The 22,190-nt window shown below is 34.3% G+C and carries 15 protein-coding genes; 10 read left to right on the top strand and 5 right to left on the bottom strand.

Annotated elements, in window-relative coordinates; translation table 11 throughout:
* Nucleotides 1-112: 112 nt before the first annotated feature.
* Nucleotides 113-760, bottom strand: coding sequence for a Crp/Fnr family transcriptional regulator (locus tag PMI10_RS17605; RefSeq protein ID WP_007810502.1), 648 nt, complete (start codon nt 758-760; stop codon nt 113-115).
* 383 nt (nt 761-1,143) lie between these two features.
* Here PMI10_RS17605 and PMI10_RS17610 point away from each other — a divergent pair, with 383 nt between their 5' ends.
* The 6 genes from PMI10_RS17610 to PMI10_RS17635 all read left to right on the top strand — a co-directional run bounded on the left by PMI10_RS17610 (nt 1,144) and on the right by PMI10_RS17635 (nt 9,869).
* Nucleotides 1,144-1,455, top strand: coding sequence for a rhodanese-like domain-containing protein (locus tag PMI10_RS17610; RefSeq protein WP_007810504.1), 312 nt, complete (start codon nt 1,144-1,146; stop codon nt 1,453-1,455).
* Nucleotides 1,456-1,527: 72 nt separating this feature from the next.
* The gene (locus tag PMI10_RS17615) at nt 1,528-3,108 is read left to right on the top strand and encodes an NADP-dependent glyceraldehyde-3-phosphate dehydrogenase (protein ID WP_007810506.1); all 1,581 of its coding nucleotides are present in this window, start codon (nt 1,528-1,530) and stop codon (nt 3,106-3,108) included.
* Nucleotides 3,109-3,384: 276 nt separating this feature from the next.
* Complete coding sequence (locus PMI10_RS17620) at nt 3,385-4,911, top strand: glycosyltransferase (RefSeq protein ID WP_007810508.1); 1,527 nt, start codon at nt 3,385-3,387, stop codon at nt 4,909-4,911.
* 204 nt (nt 4,912-5,115) lie between these two features.
* Nucleotides 5,116-6,984, top strand: a complete 1,869-nt coding sequence (locus PMI10_RS17625) for a M1 family metallopeptidase (protein ID WP_007810511.1) — start codon at nt 5,116-5,118, stop codon at nt 6,982-6,984.
* Nucleotides 6,985-7,088: 104 nt separating this feature from the next.
* Nucleotides 7,089-7,496: a GNAT family N-acetyltransferase gene (locus tag PMI10_RS17630; protein WP_238539483.1), complete on the top strand. Its 408-nt coding sequence runs from the start codon at nt 7,089-7,091 to the stop codon at nt 7,494-7,496.
* Between the two features lie 111 nt (nt 7,497-7,607).
* Nucleotides 7,608-9,869: an acyl-CoA dehydrogenase family protein gene (locus tag PMI10_RS17635; RefSeq protein WP_007810516.1), complete on the top strand. Its 2,262-nt coding sequence runs from the start codon at nt 7,608-7,610 to the stop codon at nt 9,867-9,869.
* Between the two features lie 29 nt (nt 9,870-9,898).
* On the opposite strand, the gene PMI10_RS17640 is transcribed toward PMI10_RS17635, so the two are convergent.
* The gene (locus PMI10_RS17640) at nt 9,899-10,645 is read right to left on the bottom strand and encodes an NUDIX hydrolase (RefSeq protein WP_035632142.1); all 747 of its coding nucleotides are present in this window, start codon (nt 10,643-10,645) and stop codon (nt 9,899-9,901) included.
* A gap of 503 nt (nt 10,646-11,148) precedes the next feature.
* On the opposite strand from PMI10_RS17640, the gene PMI10_RS17645 reads away from it, so the two are divergent.
* Complete coding sequence (locus PMI10_RS17645; protein WP_007810520.1) at nt 11,149-13,593, top strand: glycoside hydrolase family 3 N-terminal domain-containing protein; 2,445 nt, start codon at nt 11,149-11,151, stop codon at nt 13,591-13,593.
* A 263-nt stretch (nt 13,594-13,856) separates the two neighbouring features.
* Here the strand turns inward: PMI10_RS17645 and PMI10_RS17650 are convergent, their stop codons facing one another.
* On the bottom strand, nt 13,857-14,960 hold the full coding sequence (locus PMI10_RS17650; protein ID WP_007810522.1) for an NADH:flavin oxidoreductase: 1,104 nt from the start codon (nt 14,958-14,960) through the stop codon (nt 13,857-13,859).
* A gap of 6 nt (nt 14,961-14,966) precedes the next feature.
* Nucleotides 14,967-15,266 carry an ArsR/SmtB family transcription factor gene (locus PMI10_RS17655; protein ID WP_035632145.1) on the bottom strand — a complete coding sequence of 100 codons (300 nt, stop codon included), beginning with the start codon at nt 15,264-15,266 and terminating at the stop codon, nt 14,967-14,969.
* Nucleotides 15,267-15,418: 152 nt separating this feature from the next.
* Here PMI10_RS17655 and PMI10_RS17660 point away from each other — a divergent pair, with 152 nt between their 5' ends.
* The 3 genes from PMI10_RS17660 to PMI10_RS17670 all read left to right on the top strand — a co-directional run bounded on the left by PMI10_RS17660 (nt 15,419) and on the right by PMI10_RS17670 (nt 20,871).
* Nucleotides 15,419-17,062 (top strand): DUF6377 domain-containing protein, encoded by a 1,644-nt coding sequence (locus PMI10_RS17660; RefSeq protein WP_035632147.1) that lies wholly within the window; start codon nt 15,419-15,421, stop codon nt 17,060-17,062.
* Between the two features lie 199 nt (nt 17,063-17,261).
* A complete protein-coding gene (locus tag PMI10_RS17665) occupies nt 17,262-19,478 on the top strand; it encodes a glycoside hydrolase family 3 C-terminal domain-containing protein (protein ID WP_007810531.1) in 2,217 nt (738 codons plus the stop codon).
* Nucleotides 19,479-19,740: 262 nt separating this feature from the next.
* Entirely contained in the window at nt 19,741-20,871 is a 1,131-nt protein-coding gene (locus PMI10_RS17670; RefSeq protein ID WP_007810533.1) for an acyltransferase family protein, read from the top strand.
* A 59-nt stretch (nt 20,872-20,930) separates the two neighbouring features.
* Here the strand turns inward: PMI10_RS17670 and PMI10_RS17675 are convergent, their stop codons facing one another.
* Entirely contained in the window at nt 20,931-21,872 is a 942-nt protein-coding gene (locus PMI10_RS17675; protein WP_007810535.1) for an alpha/beta hydrolase, read from the bottom strand.
* Nucleotides 21,873-22,190 lie beyond the last annotated feature (318 nt).

The following is a 22,190-nucleotide window of genomic DNA, read 5'->3' on the forward strand; positions in this document are numbered from 1 at the left end:
AAAAACTATGTTTCTATGTGTTAGGATAAAGGTTTTGTCACATCGAGCGGAGTCGAGATGCTTTACGGGTTCTCGACTCCGCTCGAACTGACAATTGTTTTTGCAAATTGATTTAGTGCAAATTCGTGAAATTTGTGTTTAAAAGCTCAATTTGGTTTCGGTTTAATTTGACAAGACCGCGCTGTTCCATTTTTTTGAGTAATCTCGAAATTACTTCCCTCGAAGTATTAAGTTCTGATGCAATTTCCTGATGTGATAATTTGACTTCTGTACAGCCGCAGGCATCGGAATGGCGTTTTAAATAAAACTCCAGTCGTTCATCCATCGATCGGAAAGCTATGTTGTCAACAACTTCGAGGATTTCTTCAAAACGGTTTCTATATGTTTCAATTACAAATTCGTACCAGCTTCTATGTTCCATCATCCATTTATCCATCATTTGTAAAGGAATCATTATAACCGAAACGTCTTCGACAACTTTGGCCATAATCTGGCTTTTTTCGCTTTTTGCGGCACAAATCATCGAAATAGCACATGCTTGTCCAGGCTGCAGATAATACATCAAAAATTCGCCGCCATCATCGCCTTCCCGATAAATTTTGATTTTGCCTTTGGTGATTAAAACCGTGTTTTTTATGTATTGTCCGGTGCGCATTAAAATGGTTCCGGCTTCAAAATCCTGTGGACTTCCATTTTCTTCAATAGTTGAAATAAGGTCATTGGAGAAATTCGGAAATATGTTTTTTAATGAATTTTGCATTTATTAGGTATGATTATGTCTCATCGAGCGGAGTCGAGATGCTTTACGGGTTCTCGACTCCGCTCGAACTGACAGATAATAGTAATATAATTGGTAAGCTAAATTTTATCAAAAAAAGTTTAAAAGCCATAAATTTTTACAAAGATAACAGATTGAAATGGTATTAATTGTCAGAAAACTATTTTTAGATGCATTTTGTTGAAATGAAAAAATCATATTTTCTATCGATATTCCAGTATGTTTTTTTAAAAATAGTGAGTAAATTTGTAAATCACTAATTATAATACTTATTCTAAAACGTTTTCTGTGAATAATAATCGAAATCGTATTATGTACGTATTTTATTTAGTAAAAACATTTAATTTTACAAAAAACACAATGCTATGAATTTATCACAAGAAGATTGGGTTGCACAATTAGAGTCTGACGAAAAAGCAGTTATACTTGATGTAAGGACTGAAGACGAATTTAATGACGGCTATATTGAAAATGCTGTGAATATTGATATTAATAAAGGCCAGGCTTTTATTTATGAAATCGAAGAATTAGACAAAAATAAAAATTATTACGTGTATTGCCGTTCAGGAGCGAGAAGCGCAAAAGCATGTCAGATTATGAATGAATTAGGTTTTGAAAATGCCTATAATCTGCTTGGCGGAATCCTGGACTGGGAAGGTGAAACCGTAAATCCATAAAAGAGAAAGAGGCGGTAAAGCCTCTTTTTTGTTTTTGAATGATATTAAATAACTAAACTAAACAACCAGATTATGAGTTTTATACCCGAAGAATTTCAAATTAAAACCCTTATAAATCAGGATACTTATCTTGTAAACGGAGAATTGAAAAAATGGACAGGTCAGACTACACCAGTATTTTCAACTATTTCTTCTACAGAAAAATATGCTCCAACTTTATTGGGATCGATTCCGTTCATGGCTGAAAAAGAGGCTGCGGAAGTGGTAGAAGCTGCGACTGCTGCTTACAACAAAGGACAGGGTTTATGGCCGACAATGAAAGTGGTTGACCGTATTAGATGTATGGAGAATTTTGTGAAGCAAATGAAGGAAACCCGTGAGGAAGTGGTTAAACTTCTGATGTGGGAAATTGGAAAAAACCTTGGCGATTCGCAAAAAGAATTTGACAGAACTGTAGAATATATTCAGGATACAATTGATAGTTATAAGGAATTGAACGGTCGTAGTTCACATTTCTCTAAAGTGCAGGGTGTAAATGCGATGATTCGTAGAGGACCGCTTGGAGTGGTTTTGTGCCTTGGACCATACAATTATCCTCTAAATGAAACTTTTTCATTATTAATTCCGGCTTTGATCATGGGGAATCCGGTAATTTTTAAACCGGCAAAATATGGCGTTTTATGTATTTCTCCATTGTTGGAAGCCTTCAGAAGCAGTTTTCCTAAAGGTGTAATCAATATTGTTTACGGAAGAGGGCGTGAAGTTGCTTCTCCTATCATGAAATCAGGCAAAATTGATGTTCTGGCATTAATCGGAAACAGTAAATCTGCAATTGCTTTGCAGGATCAGCATCCAAATAAAAACAGACTGCGTTTGATTTTAGGTTTAGAAGCTAAAAATCCGGCGATTATTTTACCGGATGCGGACTTGGATTTGGCAATTCAGGAATGTATTACGGGATCATTATCTTTTAACGGTCAGCGTTGTACAGCTTTGAAAGTATTATATGTACACGAGTCTATCGCTGAAGAATTTAATAAACGTTTTTCAGAAAAAGTAGATGCTTTGGTATTTGGGAATCCATGGGAAAAAGGTGCTTCTTTAACACCGCTTCCGGAGGAAGAGAAACCAGCTTATATTCAGGGATTAATTGACGATGCAACAAGCAAAGGAGCAAAAATCATTAATGAAAAAGGTGGAAAACATACAGAAAATTATATTTTCCCGGCGGTTTTATTCCCGGTAAACAAAAAAATGCGTGTATATCATGAAGAGCAATTTGGACCGGTAGTTCCTATTATTTCTTTTAAAGATATTAATGAGCCACTGGATGATATGGCTGAATCAAATTACGGACAGCAGGTAAGTTTGTTTGGAAAAGATATTAAAACTTTAGCGCCGCTTATCGATGCTTTGGTGAATTTAGTATGCAGGGTAAACCTGAACAGTTCTTGCCAGAGAGGTCCGGATGTGTTCCCGTTTACCGGACGTAAAGATTCTGCAGTAGGAACTTTGAGTATTCCGGATGCGTTGCGTTCATTCTCAATCCGTACGTTTGTGGCTTCTAAAGATATTGCTTACAATAATGAAATTTTGCAGGAATTGCTAAACAGTAAAGAATCTAATTTCATCAATACCGATTACATTTTATAATTTTTAAGGTTATATATTAATTTCCGAAGCCGTCTTTTTCTTTTAGATTAAGACGGTTTTGTTTTATAATAGATTCAAATTTTCACTTACCGGTACACATAAAAACTGTGTAAAATGATAGTCAGGTGTATAAAGTTTACACACTGTAATTCCGATACTGTTGCTCTAATTGCCTCAAAACCTGTTTAAACGGATATTGGCATAAGCCTTGTTAAATGTCATAATGTCTAAGCAATTAGCTAAAAGCCATTCAATAGAAAATCAACAACAGCGTATATGGAAAGCGAAACAATTATTTCAAAACAATTTTATTCTTCAACAAATAACACAGGTAACAAAGACCTTTCTTTAGGGAGTTCCATTTTTAATATTAATGAGAAATCTATAAAAAAGGCTATTGATAAAACTTCAAATCCATTAAATGTTTTTGTTATTATTGGCACTTTTATATTAATGTTTACTGGTGCTTTTTTAGTTTATAAATTTCAATCAGACTTTGATCAGTTTCAAATCGACAGGATAAATTCTACAGTTGGATTGCCTTTTCTTATTCTGGCGACTGTCTTATTCTTTTTTAAAGGAGGTGTTTTTCTATATAAGCTGTTTCTTTATTTTAAATACAAACCTATAGAATCTGTTACAGATGATTTACTACCGACTTGTACGATAATTGTTCCGGCATACAATGAAGGTAAATTGGTTTGGGATACATTACTGAGTTTGGCAGACAGCGATTATCCGGAAGAAAAAATGCAAATACTTGCTATTGATGACGGAAGCAAGGATGATACATGGTATTGGATACAGCAGGCAAAAATAAAATTGGGGGATCGTTTATCGATTTATCAACAGCCACAAAATAAAGGAAAGCGTCACGCACTTTACCGCGGATTTAAACTAGGGACCGGAGAGATTTTTGTAACAGTTGACAGTGATTCGGTAGTGAAAAAAGATACTTTAAGAAATTTAGTGAGTCCTTTTGTTCATAACGAAAAATGTGGTGCCGTTGCAGGGAATGTTCATGTGCTGAACAATAAAAAAGCGATGCTTCCTAAAATGTTGAATGTGAGTTTTGTAATGAGTTTTGAGTTTGTACGCTCTGCAGAAAGTATGCTGGGATCTGTACTTTGTACCCCCGGAGCTCTGGCTGCTTATCGTAATACTTCGGTATTTGCCTGTCTAGAAGAGTGGATTAACCAGACATTTATGGGTGAACCTTCAGACATTGGTGAAGACCGGGCCATGACAAATATGATTTTGAAGCAGGGATATAATGTATTGTTTCAAAAAAATTCGATTGTGCTCACTAATGTGCCGGAGGAATATACCGGATTATATAAAATGTTTATCAGATGGGGAAGAAGCAATGTGCGTGAGAACATTATGATGTCAAAATATGTTTTCAGGAATTTCAGAAATGAATCTAAATTCGGAACAAGACTTTTATACTTAGATCAGACGTTAAGAATTATTATGTCTTATCCATTTTTAATATTCATGTTTCTTTTTATAGCAACACATCCAATATTGTTTTTTAGTTCTACACTTTTAAGCATACTGGTTATATCAAGTTTTTCAGCTTTCTTTTATGCTAAGAGATACAGTATTTCTGAAGCATTATGGGCTTATTCATATAGTGTATTTTATACTTTCAGTTTATTCTGGATAACTCCGTATGCAATTGCTACAGCGCATAAAAAAGGCTGGCTGACCCGTGGTTTATCAGACAAAAAAATAGAGGATTACATTACTTTAGAAAAATATGGTCAACCAGAAGAATTCAGTACTTCAATGAACCAATAAAACTTTGATTGTAGTTTTTTCTCAAAAACAACAAAGTTACAGGCAACATATATAAATGAACAACAAAGCCAATATATTCATTCAGAATAGATTGGCTTTGTTGTTTTTATGAGGATAAAATTTATAATTTTATAAAGTGTAACATAAAGTTAATTTTTTCAACTAATGAATAATTAGTAATCAATCATCAAATCAAAAACTATTATGAAAAAAACATCTTTTAAATTATTGTTTGCCGCTTTTTTATTTTTGGCACAATATAGCTTTGCACAAGAGCTTTATATGCCCAGGAATATCAAACTGGCATATGCAAATGGTACCCGTTCTATGGATGGAAAGCCCGGTAAAAATTACTGGCAAAATCATGGGAAATACACGATTTCAATAACTGTAAATGCCGATACCAAAATAATTAGTGGAACTGAAACTATATTGTATGAAAACAACAGTAATGATACATTAAAAAATCTGCGAATTAGATTTGTGAATAATATTCATAAAAAAACCTCTCCAAGATCCGGAGAAAATAGTGAAGGTTTTTTCACTGACGGTTTAACAATTTCTGCTTTGAAAATAGAAGGAGAAGTCTATAAAGAAGATGGTAAAGATTGGGGAACTGTAGGGATTGTTAAGATGAAAAAAACGGTTCCGCCACATACTAAAATTACAATTGATATTGACTGGAATTATCCATTATCAGAAGTCAGTGGAAGAGAAGGGCAAATTGATAAAAGCACATTTTTTGTAGCGTATAGTTATCCCCGTGTTTCTGTTTTTGATGATTATAACAGATGGGATCAACTGCCCCACACTTCTGGTCAGGAGTTTTATAATGATTTTAATGATTATACCTATTCTGTAAAAGCTCCTAAAAATTATGTAGTTTATGGAACCGGAGATTTACTTAATCCGGATGAGGTTTTACAGCCTGAATTTGCTTCACGTCTTAAAAAATCATACCTGACAGATGAAATTTTGCATATCGCCAACGAACAGGAAATGAAAAATAAAATGGTTACAAAACAAAGCGACTGGAACGTTTGGAAATTTGAAACCAAAAATATTACCGATATCTGTTTTGGTTTAAGTGATCATTATTTATGGGATGCAAGCAGTGTTGTTGTAGATAAAAAAACAAATCGTCGGGCCAGCGTTCAGGCTGCTTATGATGTAAAAGGAACTGATTTTGTGAATTCGATTAAATATAATCGATATGCTTTAGACTGGTTTTCTAATAACTGGCCTGGAATTCCCTATCCGTATTCTAAAACGACTGCTTTTCAAGGGTTTGCAGATATGGAATATCCAATGATGTGTAATGATTCGCAAACTGGAGACCCCGTTTTTGCACAATTGGTTCAGGATCATGAGGTAGCACATACCTATTTCCCTTTTTATATGGGAATCAACGAGACACGTTATGCTTTTATGGATGAAGGCTGGACAACAACTTTTGAATATTTAATAGGAGTTGCGGAACATGGTAAAGAAGCCACAGATAAATTTTTTAAAGAGTTTAGGGTAAAGAATTACATAAACGATTCGTCTACTGAAGAAGATCAACCTATTATTACGATGTCTACACAAATTTCGGATGTAGGTTACGAGAATAATTCATACGGCAAATCATCTTTATCATATATAGCATTAAAAGATTTGCTGGGCGATGATTTGTTTAAAAAAGCTTTGCATACGTATATGGATAATTGGAATGGAAAGCATCCGATTCCATGGGATTATTTTAATTCGATGAATAGTGGTTCAGGAAAAAACTTAAATTGGTTCTTCAATAACTGGTTTTTTACCAATAATTATATTGATCTTTCAGTTAAAAATGTTGCTAAGAAAACAATTTTGGTTGAAAATATAGGTGGTTTTGCCATTCCGTTCGACGTGAATATTGTGTATGCTGACGATACAAAAGAAATTTTGCACCAGACTCCTGAGATTTGGCAATCCAACCAAAAAATAGCGACTATTGATTTAAAAAGTAAAAAACAAATCAAACAAATTATACTTGACGGTGGAATTTTTATGGATGCAACACCCGCAAATAATAAATGGTCGAAATAATTCAAAATTTAAATATAAAAATTCAAAACCCTGCAATTATAGAATGTGGGGTTTTCTTTGAAATGTAGTTGATAGATATTCTAATTTTAATATGTTTAAAAAATATGATGAGAATTAAAGAAATAAAAGCTTCAGATACATGGCAGATCAGACACGAAGTAATGTGGCCAAACGAGCCTTTTGAATTTGTACAATTAGCTGAAGATGATTCAGGATTACATTTTGGAGTTTTTATTGAGGAGAAATTGATTTCAATAATATCTTGTTTTATTACAGATAATGAAATGCAGTTTAGAAAATTCGCTACTTTAAATGATCATCAGGGTGAAGGGGTTGGCTCCGAACTTTTAGAATATATTATACAATTGGCAAGAAATAAAAAATTAAAAAGAGTCTGGTCTAATGCCAGGACAAACAAGATACCATTTTATGAAAAGTTTGGAATGAAAGATACTTTTCAAACCTTCAATAAGCTGGATCAGGAATATACAATAATGGAAATTTGCTTATGAATTTCCATTGCTTTTTTAAATGTGAAAAAAATCCTAATTGAAGATGATTTCTAGAACAGGTCAATAATTTATAGTAATTTAACCACAGACAAATTAATAATTTAGTTTACTATGGAGAATTCAAAAATTAAGGCTTTTATACCACTTTTATATCTCGTTTGGTCGGATGATCTTTTAACCCAAAAAGAGTTTGCGACTTTACAGGAATTCATTAGTTCTCTAGTTTTACTTTCACCGGAACAACGGGAATATTTGCTTTCTAAAGTTGATATTACAAATCCGCCTTCGCGAAATGAACTCACACAATGGAAATCGGATATTGAAAAAAGTATTAAAGATAAATCTTCTATAAAATCTATTTTTGATATAGCGGTAGCGCTTTCTGACAAGGATTTGGACATTTCAGGATTAGAATCAAATTTTAGAAAACTGGAAAATGACCTTGGAATTTTGGGCGAAGAAGTAATTCAGAACTTCAAAACAAAAGCTGATTCTTTCACTGCGAATTCTCAAACCAACAGTAATTTCGATATTCAGAAAATTATAGCACTTTTAGATGGTAAAGAGGCTGCAATTATAAAAAAGGTAAAATCGGTTATTTCAAAACCTGAATTTGCCTACGAAACTTCTACAGATATCAATATTTATCGCCAAACCGTATACAAATGGTGTAAAATTTTAGCCGATGAAAATCTTGGGAATATGGCCTATCCAAAGCAATACGGCGGAGGAGAAAACATAGCCGATTATTTTGCCATTATGGAAACCCTGAGTTACCACGATTTGAGTTTAGTGATAAAATTTGGAGTTCAGTTCGGACTTTGGGGAATGAGTGTTCAGTCATTGGGAACCGAGAAACATTATGCAAAATATTTAAAAGATATCGGCACACTAAAATTGCCGGGCTGTTTTGCAATGACCGAAACACATCACGGATCGAATGTAAAAGGCCTTGAAACTACAGCAACTTACAATCACAGTAATCAAACTTTTACGATTCATACGCCAAATAAAAATGCACAAAAAGAATATATTGGTAACGCAGCTGTTCACGGGCAAATGGCAACCGTTTTCGCAAAACTGATTATTGATGATCATGATTACGGAGTAAATGCTTTTGTGGTTCCGTTGCGTGATACAAACGGAAATGTCTTAGAAGGAATTACAATTGGCGATTGCGGTCATAAAATGGGTTTAAACGGAGTTGATAATGGAACAATTAGTTTTAATCAGGTTGAAATCCCGAAAGAAAACATGCTCGATCGTTTTGCTTCTGTGAATGACAAAGGGGAATTCGAAAGCCCGATTCCGAGTGACAACAGACGTTTTTTTACCATGTTAGGAACTTTGGTTGGAGGACGAATTGGTATTCCGCGTTCGGCTTTAGCTGCTGCTAAATCAGGACTTACAATTGCCATTCGCTACAGCGATCAGAGAAGACAATTTGGACCGGAAGGAGGTTCTGAAGTACCGATTTTGAATTATCGTATGCACCAGCGCAGATTACTTCCGCATTTAGCGAAAACCTACGCTGTACATTTTGCTTTGCAATATCTCACGAATCGTTTTTTGAACAAAACCGAATCAGAAATGCAGGAAATTGAAGCTTTGGCTGCCGGAATGAAATCGTATTCAACCTGGAGTACGAGGGATATTTTGCAGGAATGCCGTGAAGCTATTGGCGGAAAAGGATACTTATCTGAAAACAGGATTGATGCTTTGAAAAACGATACAGAAATTTATACCACTTTTGAAGGTGATAATACTGTTTTGATGCAATTGGTTGCTAAAAATCGCTTATCTGAGTTCAGAAAAGCATTTGGTGAAATGGGATCTTTAGGCATTATCAATTATGTATATGAAAATGCAAAAACGGCAATTGCCGAAAAGAACCCGATTATTACCCGTAAAACTGATGGTGAGCATTTGCTTGATAATCAGTTTCATTTGCAGGCTTTTCATCACAGGGAAAAAACAATTCTGGCATCTGCAGCAAGACGTATCAAAAAACTGATTGATGAAGGTTTAGAAGCTTATGATGCATTTAATGTGGTGCAGCATCAAATGATCGATGTGGCTCAGGCTTATTTGGAACGTGTTGTTTTAGAGCAGTTTCAGGAAGCTGTAAAATCAGTTGAGGATGAAAAATCAAAAGAAATATTGATAAAACTAAATCAATTGTATGCACTTTCGCAGATAGAAAAAAATAAAGGCTGGTATCTTGAAGATGGCTATATGGAGGCAGTGAAAACAAAAGCAATCCGTAAAATGGTCAATCAGCTTTGTTGGGATATTCGACCGGATGCTGTTTCATTGGTAAATGCTTTTGATATTCCGGAAAGCTGCCTGGCAGCGCCAATTGCGGTAGTTTAAAACTTATATTCTGGTTTAAAGGGAAATAATTACCAGCTTCCCTTTAAACCTTCTTTTAGAGCGGCATTGTATTTTTCCAAATCAAAACTATACAAATCAGGAGCTTTATGAGCACCGCCTTTACGGGATTCATCCAGTTTTGTCAGGATATCGTAACGCAGAATTTTTCGATAAAAATTGCCTCTGTTTAACTTCTTCCCTAAAATTGCCTCATATAATTTTTGAAGCTCCGGCATCGTAAATTTCTCAGGAAGAAGATTATATCCAATCGGATGATTGTTTAATTGTTCCCGAAGTGTAAGCAATGCTTTGTCAAAAATGATTTTATGATCCATCATGAAATCGGGTAAATCATCAATAGACTTCCATTCGCAAGCCGTTGAGAATTCATCTATAATCAAATCTACTTTAGAAAAATCCGCCAAGGCATAATAGCCAATCGAAACAAAGCGCTGCTTGTTCCATAAAGTGTCAGGATATTTTTCGAAAACTTTTTCAGAACGGTTTAAATTTCCGAATGTGTAAAATTGCTGTAAATAAATATTTTCGGCACCGGTCCTGTTTTTTAAAATCCGAATAGCCGCTTCATCAATATTTTCATCTTTACGGACATAGCCTCCCGGTAACCCCCAGAAATCCAGATCTTTCATTTTGACCATGATGACACGCAATGAAGAATCTTTAAAACTAAAAATCACACAATCAATAGATAGTGACGGAAGATTTTCCTGCCACGATTCTTCAGATCGCATTTCGAGTATTTTCTTTAGTTCCATTTTATTGATTTGTTTCAAATTTACTCTTTTTGGAAATTATAAATAGTTATAATTCTTCGAAACTTTATTGGTTGCCTCTAAAATCAGCCTTTTTAAAAGCTTTTTTTACTGCTGATTATTTATTATTTATCAATCTAAAATTTCTTTTAATCCGTTGGGTAATTCAAAACAGGTGTCAGGCTGAGTGGAGTCGAAGCCCTTTCCATCTAAAAAGCCTACGGCTAAGTTTATCCTGAGCGAAGCCGAATGGACTGAGGATGACAATGATTTGTTTTGATCTTTTTATTTTATATCAAATGAGAGTTTCAATCTAATTACACCAACTGTTTTTTTTACTAAGAATACAGCATGTTTATGAGTTGTAAATTATTGATTGTTAAATTAATAGCTGTTTTATTTGTTGATATGAAAAAAAGTACTTAATATTGCTTCATAATGAAGCAATGAAAATTATAGAAATTAAATACTTCAGTATTTCTAACCACAATTTAAATTTTTCACTTATGAAACAAACAATTATAAAAACAGCACGAGTATCACTTCTGACTGCGTTAGTACTTTCTAATTTGTCATGGAACAGCATTTCAGACGAAGAAAACAATCCACCTGTTATTACTATTAATGGGTTTACTTTTAAAGATTTAAACAAAAACGGAAAACTCGATATTTATGAAGATACGAGGCTTTCTATAAAAGAACGTGCTAAAGATTTGGTTAATAAAATGACCGATGAAGAAAAAGCTAATTTCCTGATGGGAACAGGAATGCCGGGTTTTGATGGCTTAATACCAGTTGTCGGGGCAATTGAAGGCCGCGTTCCCGGAGCTGCCGGTGGAACCTATGAAATTAAACGCTTGGGAGTCCCGGCTATTATTGTGGCCGATGGTCCGGCGGGACTTCGTATAAAGCCAATTCGTGAAAATGATAAAAACACTTATTATTGTACCGCATTTCCGGTTGCAACAGCTCTGGCTTCTACGTGGAATGAGGCTTTAATTGAAAGCGTAGGAAAAGCAATGGGAAATGAAGTAAAAGAATATGGAGTGGATGTTTTGTTGGCACCGGCTTTAAATATTCACAGAAACCCTTTGTGTGGCAGAAACTTCGAATATTATTCTGAAGATCCTCTGGTTGCCGGAAAAATAGCTTCGGCAATGGTAAAAGGAATTCAGTCGAATGGAGTAGGCACTTCTATTAAACATTTTGCGGCTAATAATCAGGAAACGAATCGCCTTTCAATTAATGAGCACATCAGCGAAAGGGCAATGCGGGAAATTTACCTGAAAGGTTTTGAAATTACGGTAAAAGAATCAGATCCGTGGACCGTTATGTCATCTTATAACTTAATCAACGGAACGTATACATCGGCAAGAAAAGATTTATTGACAGCTATTCTTCGTAACGAATGGGGTTTTAAAGGAATTGTAATGACGGACTGGTTTGGTGGTTACGCCGGCTTCCAGTCGATAAGTTCAGGAACCAGTAATGTAACCCAACAATTAGATGCCGGGAACGATTTATTGATGCCGGGACTTCCTGCTCAAAAAGCTGCCATTGCGGAGAACATGAAAAGCGGAAAACTTTCTAAAGAAGTGGTTGATGCCAATGTAGAAAGAATTTTAGAGTTGGTTTTGAAATCTCCAATCATGCAACACTACAAATATTCGGATAAACCAAACCTAAAAGCACATGCTGAAGTGACCAGACAAGCAGCTTCTGAAGGAATGATTTTATTGAAAAATGATAATAACGTTTTACCATTTACGAACAAAAAAAGTAAAGTTGCTGTTTTTGGAGTGACTTCTTATGATTTTATTTCAGGAGGTACAGGAAGTGGAGATGTAAATGAAGCGTACACCGTTTCTTTAATCGAAGGTCTGACAAAAGCCGGTTATCCGCTTGACGAGGAATTAAAAACATTGTATACGCCATTTGTTGCCAAAGAAAAAGCAGCAGAATTAGAAAGCCGTAATAAAAAAGGAATGCTGGCTTTGCCGCAAAGATTACCGGAATTAAAATTAGGAAAAGATTTAGTTGGTAAAAAAGCTGCGGTCTCAGATTTAGCCATTATTACACTTGGAAGAAATTCCGGAGAAGGCGGAGACCGTACAGTTGATAACGATTTTAACTTAGCGCAGGACGAAATAGAATTAATCAATAATGTTTCGGAGGCTTTTCATGCAAAAGGTAAAAAAGTGGTTGTGATTATGAATATTGGCGGCGTTATCGAAACAGCAAGCTGGAAAGATAAAGCAGATGCGATTTTATTATCATGGCAGCCGGGGCAAGAAGGAGGAAACTCTGTTGCTGATGTTTTTTCCGGAAAAGTAAATCCGTCAGGAAAATTGACAATGACTTTCCCAATGAAATATGAAGATACTCCTTCGGCTAAAAACTGGTTGGGAATACCTGCAAATGATCCAAAAGAAGTGACTTACGAAGAAGGTGTTTATGTGGGATACCGTTATTACAGCACTTTTAATGTAAAACCATCTTATGAGTTTGGTTTTGGAAATTCGTATACAACATTCGATTATTCAGATGTGAAATTAAGTTCCCTTACTTTTAATGATAAACTGACCATTTTGGTTACAGTAAAAAATACAGGGAAAACTGCAGGAAAAGAAGTGGTACAGTTATATCTTTCAGCACCTTCAAAATCTATTGACAAGCCAAAAGAAGAATTAAAAGCTTTTGGTAAAACCAAAGAATTGAAACCGGGAGAAAGTGAAACATTGAAACTGACTTTATCTCCAAAAGATCTGGCTTCATTTATTGAAAGTAAAAATGCATGGATTGCAGAAGCCGGAAATTATAAAATTTTGATTGGAGCTTCTTCATTAAACATTAAAAAAACAGCTGAATTCTCTGTAGCAAATGAAATCATAGTTGAAAAGGTTAAAAAAGCTTTTGAGCCGGATTTAAAATTTACTGAGTTAAAACCTTAGTATTGATTAACCCATTGGGTCTAATTATTTATAACACATAGAAATATAGGTTTTTAAGCTCAAAAATAGGCGTTTCACTTATTTATAATACATATAGCGCTATCTATGTGAAAGAAATATATTTCTTTTTGTGTTCTTTTTTTTTATAGAATCTATGTTTCTATGTGTTAAATAATTTTTTTATGAATTACACCCAACGGATTATTGATTAGTTATTTGTAATGAAAAAGCCTTCTAAATTATTTTTAGAAGGCTTTTTGATTTTATAATACTAACTCTGCCAAAGCTTCTTTGCTGAAACCTTTTAGTTCGCCTGTTTTTCCTGCTTTTATTTTCGCAACCCAATTCGGGTCTGATAAAAGAGGTCTTCCTACGGCAACTAAATCAAAATCGCCTCTGTCTAAACGTCTTGTTAATTCATCTAACGAGGTTGGCTGAGAACTTTCGCCTGCAAATGCTCCAAAGAAATCACTGGATAATCCAACAGAACCTACTGTAATAGTTGGTTTTCCGGTTAGTTTTTTAGCCCATCCGGCAAAGTTTAAATCATTTTCTTCGAATTCAGGTTCCCAAAAACGACGCTGTGAGCAATGTAAAATATCTACTCCGGCATCAACTAAAGGTGTTAGCCAAGCCTCCATTTCCTGAGGATTTTTTGCTAATTTATAGTCGTAAGCAGCAGGTTTGAATTGAGAAACCCTCATAATTATAGCGAAATCTTCTCCAACTTGTTTTCTGATTTCTTTGATCACTTCAATAGCAAAACGATTACGTTCCGGTAATGTTTTTCCACCATAAATGTCTGTACGTAAATTAGTTTCTTCCCAAAAGAACTGATCAATCAAATATCCGTGGGCGCCGTGAATTTCTATGGTGTCAAACCCTAATCTTTTAGCATCGGCGGCTGCCTGTCCAAAAGCAATAATGGTATCTTCGATATCTTTGGCAGACATGGTGTTACCATTGTTAAAACCAGGTCTGTTTAATCCTGAAGGCCCTTCAAAAGGAACAGGCGGTACCCATCCTGAATGGTGATTGTCCATAATGCCCATGTGCCAGATTTGCGGTCCCATTTTTCCTCCGGCAGCATGAACTTCGTTAATTACTTTTTGCCATCCTTTTAACGATGTATCTCCATGAAAGTGAGGAATGTTAGCATCATTAGAGGAAGAAAGCCTGTTGATAACTGTTCCTTCAGATAATATTAATCCAACATCACCTTGGGCTCTTTTTTCATAGTAAGAGGCTACATTGTCAGTTGGAATTCCGTTTGGAGAAAAGGAACGCGTCATAGGCGCCATTACAATTCTATTTTTAAGATTTAGCGACTTTAGATGAAAAGGCGTAAACAAGCTATTTGTACTCATAATGTTTTATAAATTTGATTCAATTAGTTTACTTAATGCTGCAAAAGCATCTTCGTTACGTTTGTAATAAGTCCATTGTCCAACGCGGGTAGATTCGATAAATCCTGCACGCTGTAAAATTGACAAGTATTCAGAAACTGTCGATTGGGTAAGGCCGGCTTTGGCTTGTATTTGTCCTACACAAACTCCATGTTCAAATCCTGCAGTGAGTTGATCAGGGAAGTTTATTTCGGGTTCTTTGAGCCATTCCAGCATTTGTAATCTGGATTTATTAGAGAGGGCCTTAAATATTTCTATATGTTCCATGATGCAAATATATCGACTTTTCCCGATATATCTATCTGGTAAGAAATATTTAGCATATTTTTATGACAGAAGCCAAAGTAAATAGAAATCGAAAGCCATTTATTTTAGTGCTTCTTTATTATATTTGTAAGTCTCATTTATTTTTAATCAGCTTGAAAAATTATTTATTTCTTTTTTTATTTGTTCTTTTGGTCAGTCCTGTATATGCATCGGATAGCACAGATACTATTTTGGATAAGCTGAATGATGCGATGAAAAATAAGCAGCGATATGTTCAGTTAAAAGAAGAGCGTATTTTAAACTTCAAAAAAATAAAATCATCGGATTTATCAAAAGAACAAGAGTATAATTTTAATAAGACACTGTATAAAGAATATCAGAAGTTCAACTCAGATTCAGCTATTTTATATGTAAAGAAAAACCTGAAGATTGCCAATGAACTTCATAAAAAAGACTGGACAGATTTAGCACAATTGCAACTGGCAAATCTCTATTCGTCATCAGGAAAATACCGCGAATCTGAAGCAATTTTAAAAAGTATCAACAAAAAAGGATTAGCAAAATCATTACTTCCTAACTATTATTTTACGTACCGTGAGTTTTTTGAACATTATAATGCCAACAGTAACAGCAAAATATTTATTGAGCAAATCGGTAAGTATCGTGATTCATTATTAGCAGTCATAAATCCTAACTCTTTAGATTATAAAATAAATAAAATTCAGAAGAATATCTATAACAGAAACTTTGATATTGCCGAAAAAGAATTATTGAGTTTATTGAAAAAAACTAAAGATAATAATCCGCAATATGCATTGATTACTTATCTTCTGGGAAGTATTTACGGGTCAACCCATAAGCCGGAATTAAGAAAAAAATATTATGCCCTTTCAGCTACATCAGATATTAAACAAGCGATAAAAGACAATGCCTCGATTCAGGAATTAGCTTTGATTTTTTATAAAACAGGAGATGTCGACATGGCTTATAAACTTACCCAGTCGGCTATCGAAGATGCGCTTTTTTGTAATGTGCAATTTCGTACGCTTTTAATGTCAGAAGTCTATTCGATTATCAATACGGCCTATTTAGAGCGTGAGGCCAGAAGAAAAGACGAGCTTAAGGTTTATCTTTTATGTATTAGCTTACTTTCTGTTTTTCTGATTCTGGGTGTAATATATGTTTACAAACAAATGAAAAAAGTCTCCAGAATACGTGGGGAACTTTATATAACCAGTGAAAAACTAGCAGAATTAAACAAAGATATTACAGAAACCAATAATCAGCTTCAGGAGCGAAATGCCCAATTATCAGAATCGAATCATATCAAGGAAGAATATATTGCGCATTTTTTTAATCTTTGTTCCGCTTACATCAATAAGTTAGAAAATTACCGGATTATTCTAAATAAAAAGGCTACTGCCAAACAATTTGATGAGATTTACAGAATGCTGAAATCAACTACCTTGGTTGATAATGAACTGGAAGAATTATACAAAAACTTCGATATTATCTTTTTAAACTTGTATCCCACCTTCGTAAAAGATTTCAATGCCTTACTTATTAAAGAAGAGCAAATTGTACTGAAACAAGGCGAATTGCTTAATACCGAACTTCGAATTTTTGCACTTATCAGACTTGGAATAACTGACAGTATAAAAATCGCAGCATTTCTTCGTTATTCTTTAAGCACTATTTACAATTACCGCACAAGAGCTCGAAATAAAGCTGTCGTTTCCCGAAATGATTTTGAGGAAATGGTCATGAAAATAGGTTTGATTTCAATAAAAATCTAAAAAAGCATTTTAAATCCACTACTTTTTTTTACATCAATATTTTTTTAATGTATTGATTTTTAATAATTTAAATTTTTTGTTTACTACTTTTTTATATTTAGAAATTTCACAAGCACTATAACGTTTTAGCTTTACCATATTATTTAGAGCATGTTTTTGATATCTAAATATATAGTAATGATTAATAAATAAAATAGTTATGTCTAAAAACGTTAAAGTAATAGTTGTCTTGCTGTTGCTGAATTTATTTTTGGGTAATGCACAAAATAAAGTTCCGGTTTATCTTGATGATAAAAAGCCAATTGATCAACGTGTAGAAGATGCGCTTTCGCGAATGACTACAGCTGAGAAAATTGCAATGATTCATGCGCAATCTAAGTTTAGTTCACCGGGAGTGCCGCGTTTAGGAATTCCTGAAAACTGGATGACGGATGGACCGCACGGAATTCGTACCGAAGTTTTATGGGACGAATGGGTGCAGGCAGGCTGGACAAATGATTCCTGTATTGCTTTCCCGGCCCTTACAGCACTTTCTGCTACCTGGAACAAAGAATTAGCTTCATTATATGGAAAATCAATAGGCGAGGAAGCACGTTTTCGTAACAAAAATGTATTGTTAGGGCCTGGAGTTAATATCTACAGAACTCCATTAAACGGTCGTAATTTCGAATACATGGGAGAAGATCCTTTTTTAACTTCAAAAATGGTGGTTCCTTATATCAAAGGAGTTCAATCAAACGGAGTTGCTGCCTGTGTAAAACATTTTGCCCTGAATAATCAGGAAACCAATCGTAATGCCGTAAACGTAATTGTTGATGACCGTGCGTTGTACGAGATTTATCTCCCGGCTTTTAAAGCAGCTGTTCAGGAGGGTGATGCATGGGCAATAATGGGTTCATACAATAAATATAAAGGGCAGCATTGCTGTCATAATGAGTTTTTACTAAATGATATTCTTCGCGGGGAATGGGGTTTTAAAGGTGTTGTAATCTCAGATTGGGGAGGGGTTCATGATACAAAACAAGCTATTCATAATGGCTTGGATATGGAATTTGGTTCCTGGACAAATGGGCTTACCTGGGGGAACAGTAATGCATATGATAATTATTATTTAGCAAAGCCATATTCAGACATGATTAAGTCCGGTGAAGTTGGGACTAAGGAATTAGATGAAAAAGTACGTCGTATTTTACGTTTGTCATTCTTGACAAATATGAACAAAGACAGACCTTTTGGATCTTTTGGAACAAAAGAACACGCTGATGCAGGTTTGAAAATTGCCGAAGAAGGAATTGTATTATTACAAAACAAAAATAATATCCTGCCAATTGATCTTTCTAAAACTAAGAAAATTGCGGTTATCGGAGAAAATGCAATCAAGATGATGACAGTTGGCGGAGGAAGTTCTTCATTGAAAGCAAGATATGAAATTACACCGCTTGAAGGATTAAAGAAAAGAATCGGAAGTCAGGCTGAAATTGTTTATGCCCGTGGTTATGTGGGAGATCCGACAAGTAACTATAACGGAGTTATTGCAAAAGTGAGTTTAGAAGAAAAACGTTCTCCGGCTGAATTAACTGCCGAAGCTTTAAAAGTAGCCAAAGATGCTGATGTTGTTCTTTTTATTGGAGGTTTAAATAAAAGTCCAAATCAGGATGATGAAGGTCACGATCGTAAAGAATTGGAACTTCCTTACAATCAGGATCAATTAATTCAGGAATTGGTTAAGGTAAATAAAAATCTGGTTTTTGTAAATATTTCAGGGAATGCTGTCGCAATGCCATGGGTAAAAGAAGTTCCGGGAATTGTTCAGGGATGGTTTTTAGGTACTGAGTCTGGGAATGCTTTGGCTGCTGTTTTAGTTGGAGATGTGAATCCGTCCGGAAAATTGACTTTTACTTTCCCGGTAAAATTAACAGATAACGGAGCTCACGCTTTAGGAGAATTTCCGGGTGGAGATGAAGTAAAATATAATGAAGGAATTTTTGTTGGATACCGTTGGGCTGACAAACAAAAAATAAAACCATTATTTGCTTTCGGACATGGTTTGAGTTACACGACTTTTGAATACGGAAAGGTGATTGCTGATAAAAAGCAAATGTCAGTGGGAGATCAGATTACGTTTTCCGTAAAAGTAAAAAATACAGGAAGCAGAGAAGGAGCGGAAATTGTTCAGCTTTATATCAGTGACTTAAAATCTTCTTTGCCACGTCCTGTAAAAGAATTAAAAGGCTTTGAGAAAATTTCGCTTAAAGCGGGAGAAGAAAAAACAGTAACTTTTACAATTGACAAAACGGCTTTGAGCTTTTTTGATGATAAAAAACACGACTGGGTTGCAGAACCAGGAACTTTTGAAGCCTTAATAGGAGCATCTTCAACAGACATAAAATCTAAAGTGAGTTTTTCACTTCAATAAAAGTCATTAATTTTCTAAATTGGTTGGTTGTAAAGCTGCAATTGTAAAAAGTTGCAGCTTTGTTTTTTGAAATTATTTTTTTGACTGAGTAACCACAATATTGTCATTCCACAGGAATCTCTACAAAAATATAATCATTAGAAGGGATTCCTGCGGAATGGCAAACGGAGTGATAAAAAACGTTAAGAAATAAATAATAAAATAGTTATTTTAGCCTGAACCAAAAAATAAAACTAACCTTGTTAACCACCAAAAACATTTTATGAATTCAACTTCTATTGATATCAAACCAAAAAAACATTATGAAATTTTAGACGGTTTGCGTGGAGTAGCAGCCATTTTAGTAGTTGCTTTTCATATTTTTGAAACCTTTGCCGGAGGAAACCGTTTTAAACAAATCATCAATCACGGTTATCTGGCTGTTGATTTCTTTTTTCTTTTATCGGGATTTGTAGTCGCTTATGCGTATGATGATCGCTGGGGAAAAATGACGCAATGGGAGTTTTACAAAAGGCGTTTAATTCGTTTACAGCCCATGGTGATAATGGGAATGATCATTGGCGCTGTCTTTTATTATTTTCAGGCTTCAGATATTTTGTTTCCACAAATTGCAGGAATGCCTGTTTGGAAGTTAATTTTAACGATGCTAATCGGGTTTACATTATTACCAATTCCACCATCAATGGAAATTAGAGGATGGGGAGAAATGCATCCGTTAGACGGACCTGCATGGTCATTGTTTTTCGAATACATCGCGAATATTTTATATGCTTTGTTCTTTCGTAAATTCTCGAATAAAGTAATGGGAATATTTGTTTTAATATTTGCCGGAATGCTAATTAATTACACTGTTTTTGGACCCAAAGGAGATGTTATTGGCGGATGGTCATTAAATCTGGAACAAATGAATATTGGTTTTACCCGTTTATTATATCCATTTTTTGCCGGAATATTGCTTTCCCGTTTAGGAAAACTAATTCATATAAAAGGAGCGTTTTGGGTTTGTAGTTTATTGATTACCATAATTTTATGTGTACCAAGAATTGGAGATGAAAACAGCTTATGGATGAATGGTTTATACGAATCAGTTTGTATTATTTTATTGTTTCCTTTAATCGTTTCTGTCGGAGCCGGAGGAGAAATAAAAAATCCATTTTCATTAAAAATCTGTAAACTTTTAGGTGATATTTCATATCCGATTTATATCACGCATTATCCGCTTATTTATTGGTATACAGCCTGGGTTGTAGATAATAAAGTTTCCATACAAGACGGTTATGGATTGGGTATCGGAGTTTTGATTGCCAGTATTGCAATAGCGTATTTATGTCTGAAATTATACGATGAACCGGTTAGGAATTGGCTGCAAAATAAATTTCAAAAACGTATGTAGAGATGCACAGCAGTGCATCTTTTTTTTTTGCCACAGATTATTAAGATTAAAATGATTTTTTAAAATAAATTATGACTTTTAAGCCATTCTTTACAATCTATTGTCCAAAACTGGCTGGTATCTTTTACTCCCAAACCAAAACCATGACCGCCTTTTTCATAGAGGTGTAATTCCGCAGAAACATTGTTTTTCTTTAAAGCCAAATAATAATTAATACTATTTTCAGGTAATACTGCGCCATCATCTGAAGCATGTGCTAAAAAGGCAGGAGGAGTTTCTGATGTAATCTTTTTTTCATTAGAAAAATTATCAATAAGAGCTTTTGAAGGCTCTTTTCCCAATAAACTAGTTTGTGATCCTTTATGTGTGATTGCATTTTCCATAGATATGACCGGGTAAATCAAAATTGAAAAATCGGGGCGGGCACTTGTCTTGATTGTTGATTCGTATGTTTTGTCGTCGTAATGTGTTGCTAATGTTGAGGCTAAATGACCGCCTGCAGAAAAACCCATAATTCCAATTTTATTTGAATCAATATTCCATTTTACAGCATTAGATCTGACATATCGAATCGCTTCCTGAACATCCTGCAAAGGACCGATAGTTTTGTCCTTCATAATTAAATCATTTGGTAATCTGTATTTTAAAACAAATGCCGCAATTCCTAAACTATTCAGCCATTGGGCAACTTTGGTACCTTCTTTGTCAATTGACAAGTGCGAATATCCACCACCCGGTAAAATGATTACGGCAGTCTGATTAGGTTTTATTTCTTTTGGAAGAAAAACACTTAACGTTGGGATTGTTACCAAACTTGTGCTTTGTACTTTTCCTTCTTTTATAATTTCTTTTTCTGTATAATCCGGGGCACTTATTTCACTGGGAATTTTATTCCAAAGAGGTAAAATTTCATTCTGTGAATGTAAATTATTTAGTATTCCAAAACATAAGGATAGTATATAGATGCTTTTCTTTAAATTAAATTTTTTAAATGTTTTCAATTTTAAAGGTTTTAGGTTTTATTAATTTTTGGTTATTTGTAAAACGGAGTTATTTTTTTTTCTTCAAAATAAATTCAAAAGACAGATCATTAATGAGAAATATATAAAAAAACATCATAATTAAAGCTTTTATTTAATTTTATATCAATAGCTTAGGGTGATTTTAGGATTATGTTTAATTAACAAATATATTGTTTATTATATAATTTTATATATGTTTTTTTGCAATATATGTTTAATATGTCACATGAAATAATTTTTTAAATAATAATTTGGAATATAAGGATTTAAAACTATATTTGTGCAATCGATTACATT

It is taken from the genome of Flavobacterium sp. CF136 (assembly GCF_000282055.1).
In the GTDB taxonomy this organism is placed as follows: Bacteria; Bacteroidota; Bacteroidia; order Flavobacteriales; family Flavobacteriaceae; genus Flavobacterium.

Coding starts and splice junctions, on each gene's coding strand:
- PMI10_RS17625 (WP_007810511.1), top strand. CDS start 5,116: ATGAAAAAAACATCTTTTAAATTATTGTTTGCCGCTTTTTTATTTTTG.
- PMI10_RS17620 (WP_007810508.1), top strand. CDS start 3,385: ATGGAAAGCGAAACAATTATTTCAAAACAATTTTATTCTTCAACAAAT.
- PMI10_RS17655 (WP_035632145.1), bottom strand. CDS start 15,266: ATGGAACATATAGAAATATTTAAGGCCCTCTCTAATAAATCCAGATTA.
- PMI10_RS17650 (WP_007810522.1), bottom strand. CDS start 14,960: ATGAGTACAAATAGCTTGTTTACGCCTTTTCATCTAAAGTCGCTAAAT.
- PMI10_RS17670 (WP_007810533.1), top strand. CDS start 19,741: ATGAATTCAACTTCTATTGATATCAAACCAAAAAAACATTATGAAATT.
- PMI10_RS17610 (WP_007810504.1), top strand. CDS start 1,144: ATGAATTTATCACAAGAAGATTGGGTTGCACAATTAGAGTCTGACGAA.
- PMI10_RS17645 (WP_007810520.1), top strand. CDS start 11,149: ATGAAACAAACAATTATAAAAACAGCACGAGTATCACTTCTGACTGCG.
- PMI10_RS17665 (WP_007810531.1), top strand. CDS start 17,262: ATGTCTAAAAACGTTAAAGTAATAGTTGTCTTGCTGTTGCTGAATTTA.
- PMI10_RS17630 (WP_238539483.1), top strand. CDS start 7,089: ATGATGAGAATTAAAGAAATAAAAGCTTCAGATACATGGCAGATCAGA.
- PMI10_RS17635 (WP_007810516.1), top strand. CDS start 7,608: ATGGAGAATTCAAAAATTAAGGCTTTTATACCACTTTTATATCTCGTT.
- PMI10_RS17640 (WP_035632142.1), bottom strand. CDS start 10,645: ATGGAACTAAAGAAAATACTCGAAATGCGATCTGAAGAATCGTGGCAG.
- PMI10_RS17605 (WP_007810502.1), bottom strand. CDS start 760: ATGCAAAATTCATTAAAAAACATATTTCCGAATTTCTCCAATGACCTT.
- PMI10_RS17615 (WP_007810506.1), top strand. CDS start 1,528: ATGAGTTTTATACCCGAAGAATTTCAAATTAAAACCCTTATAAATCAG.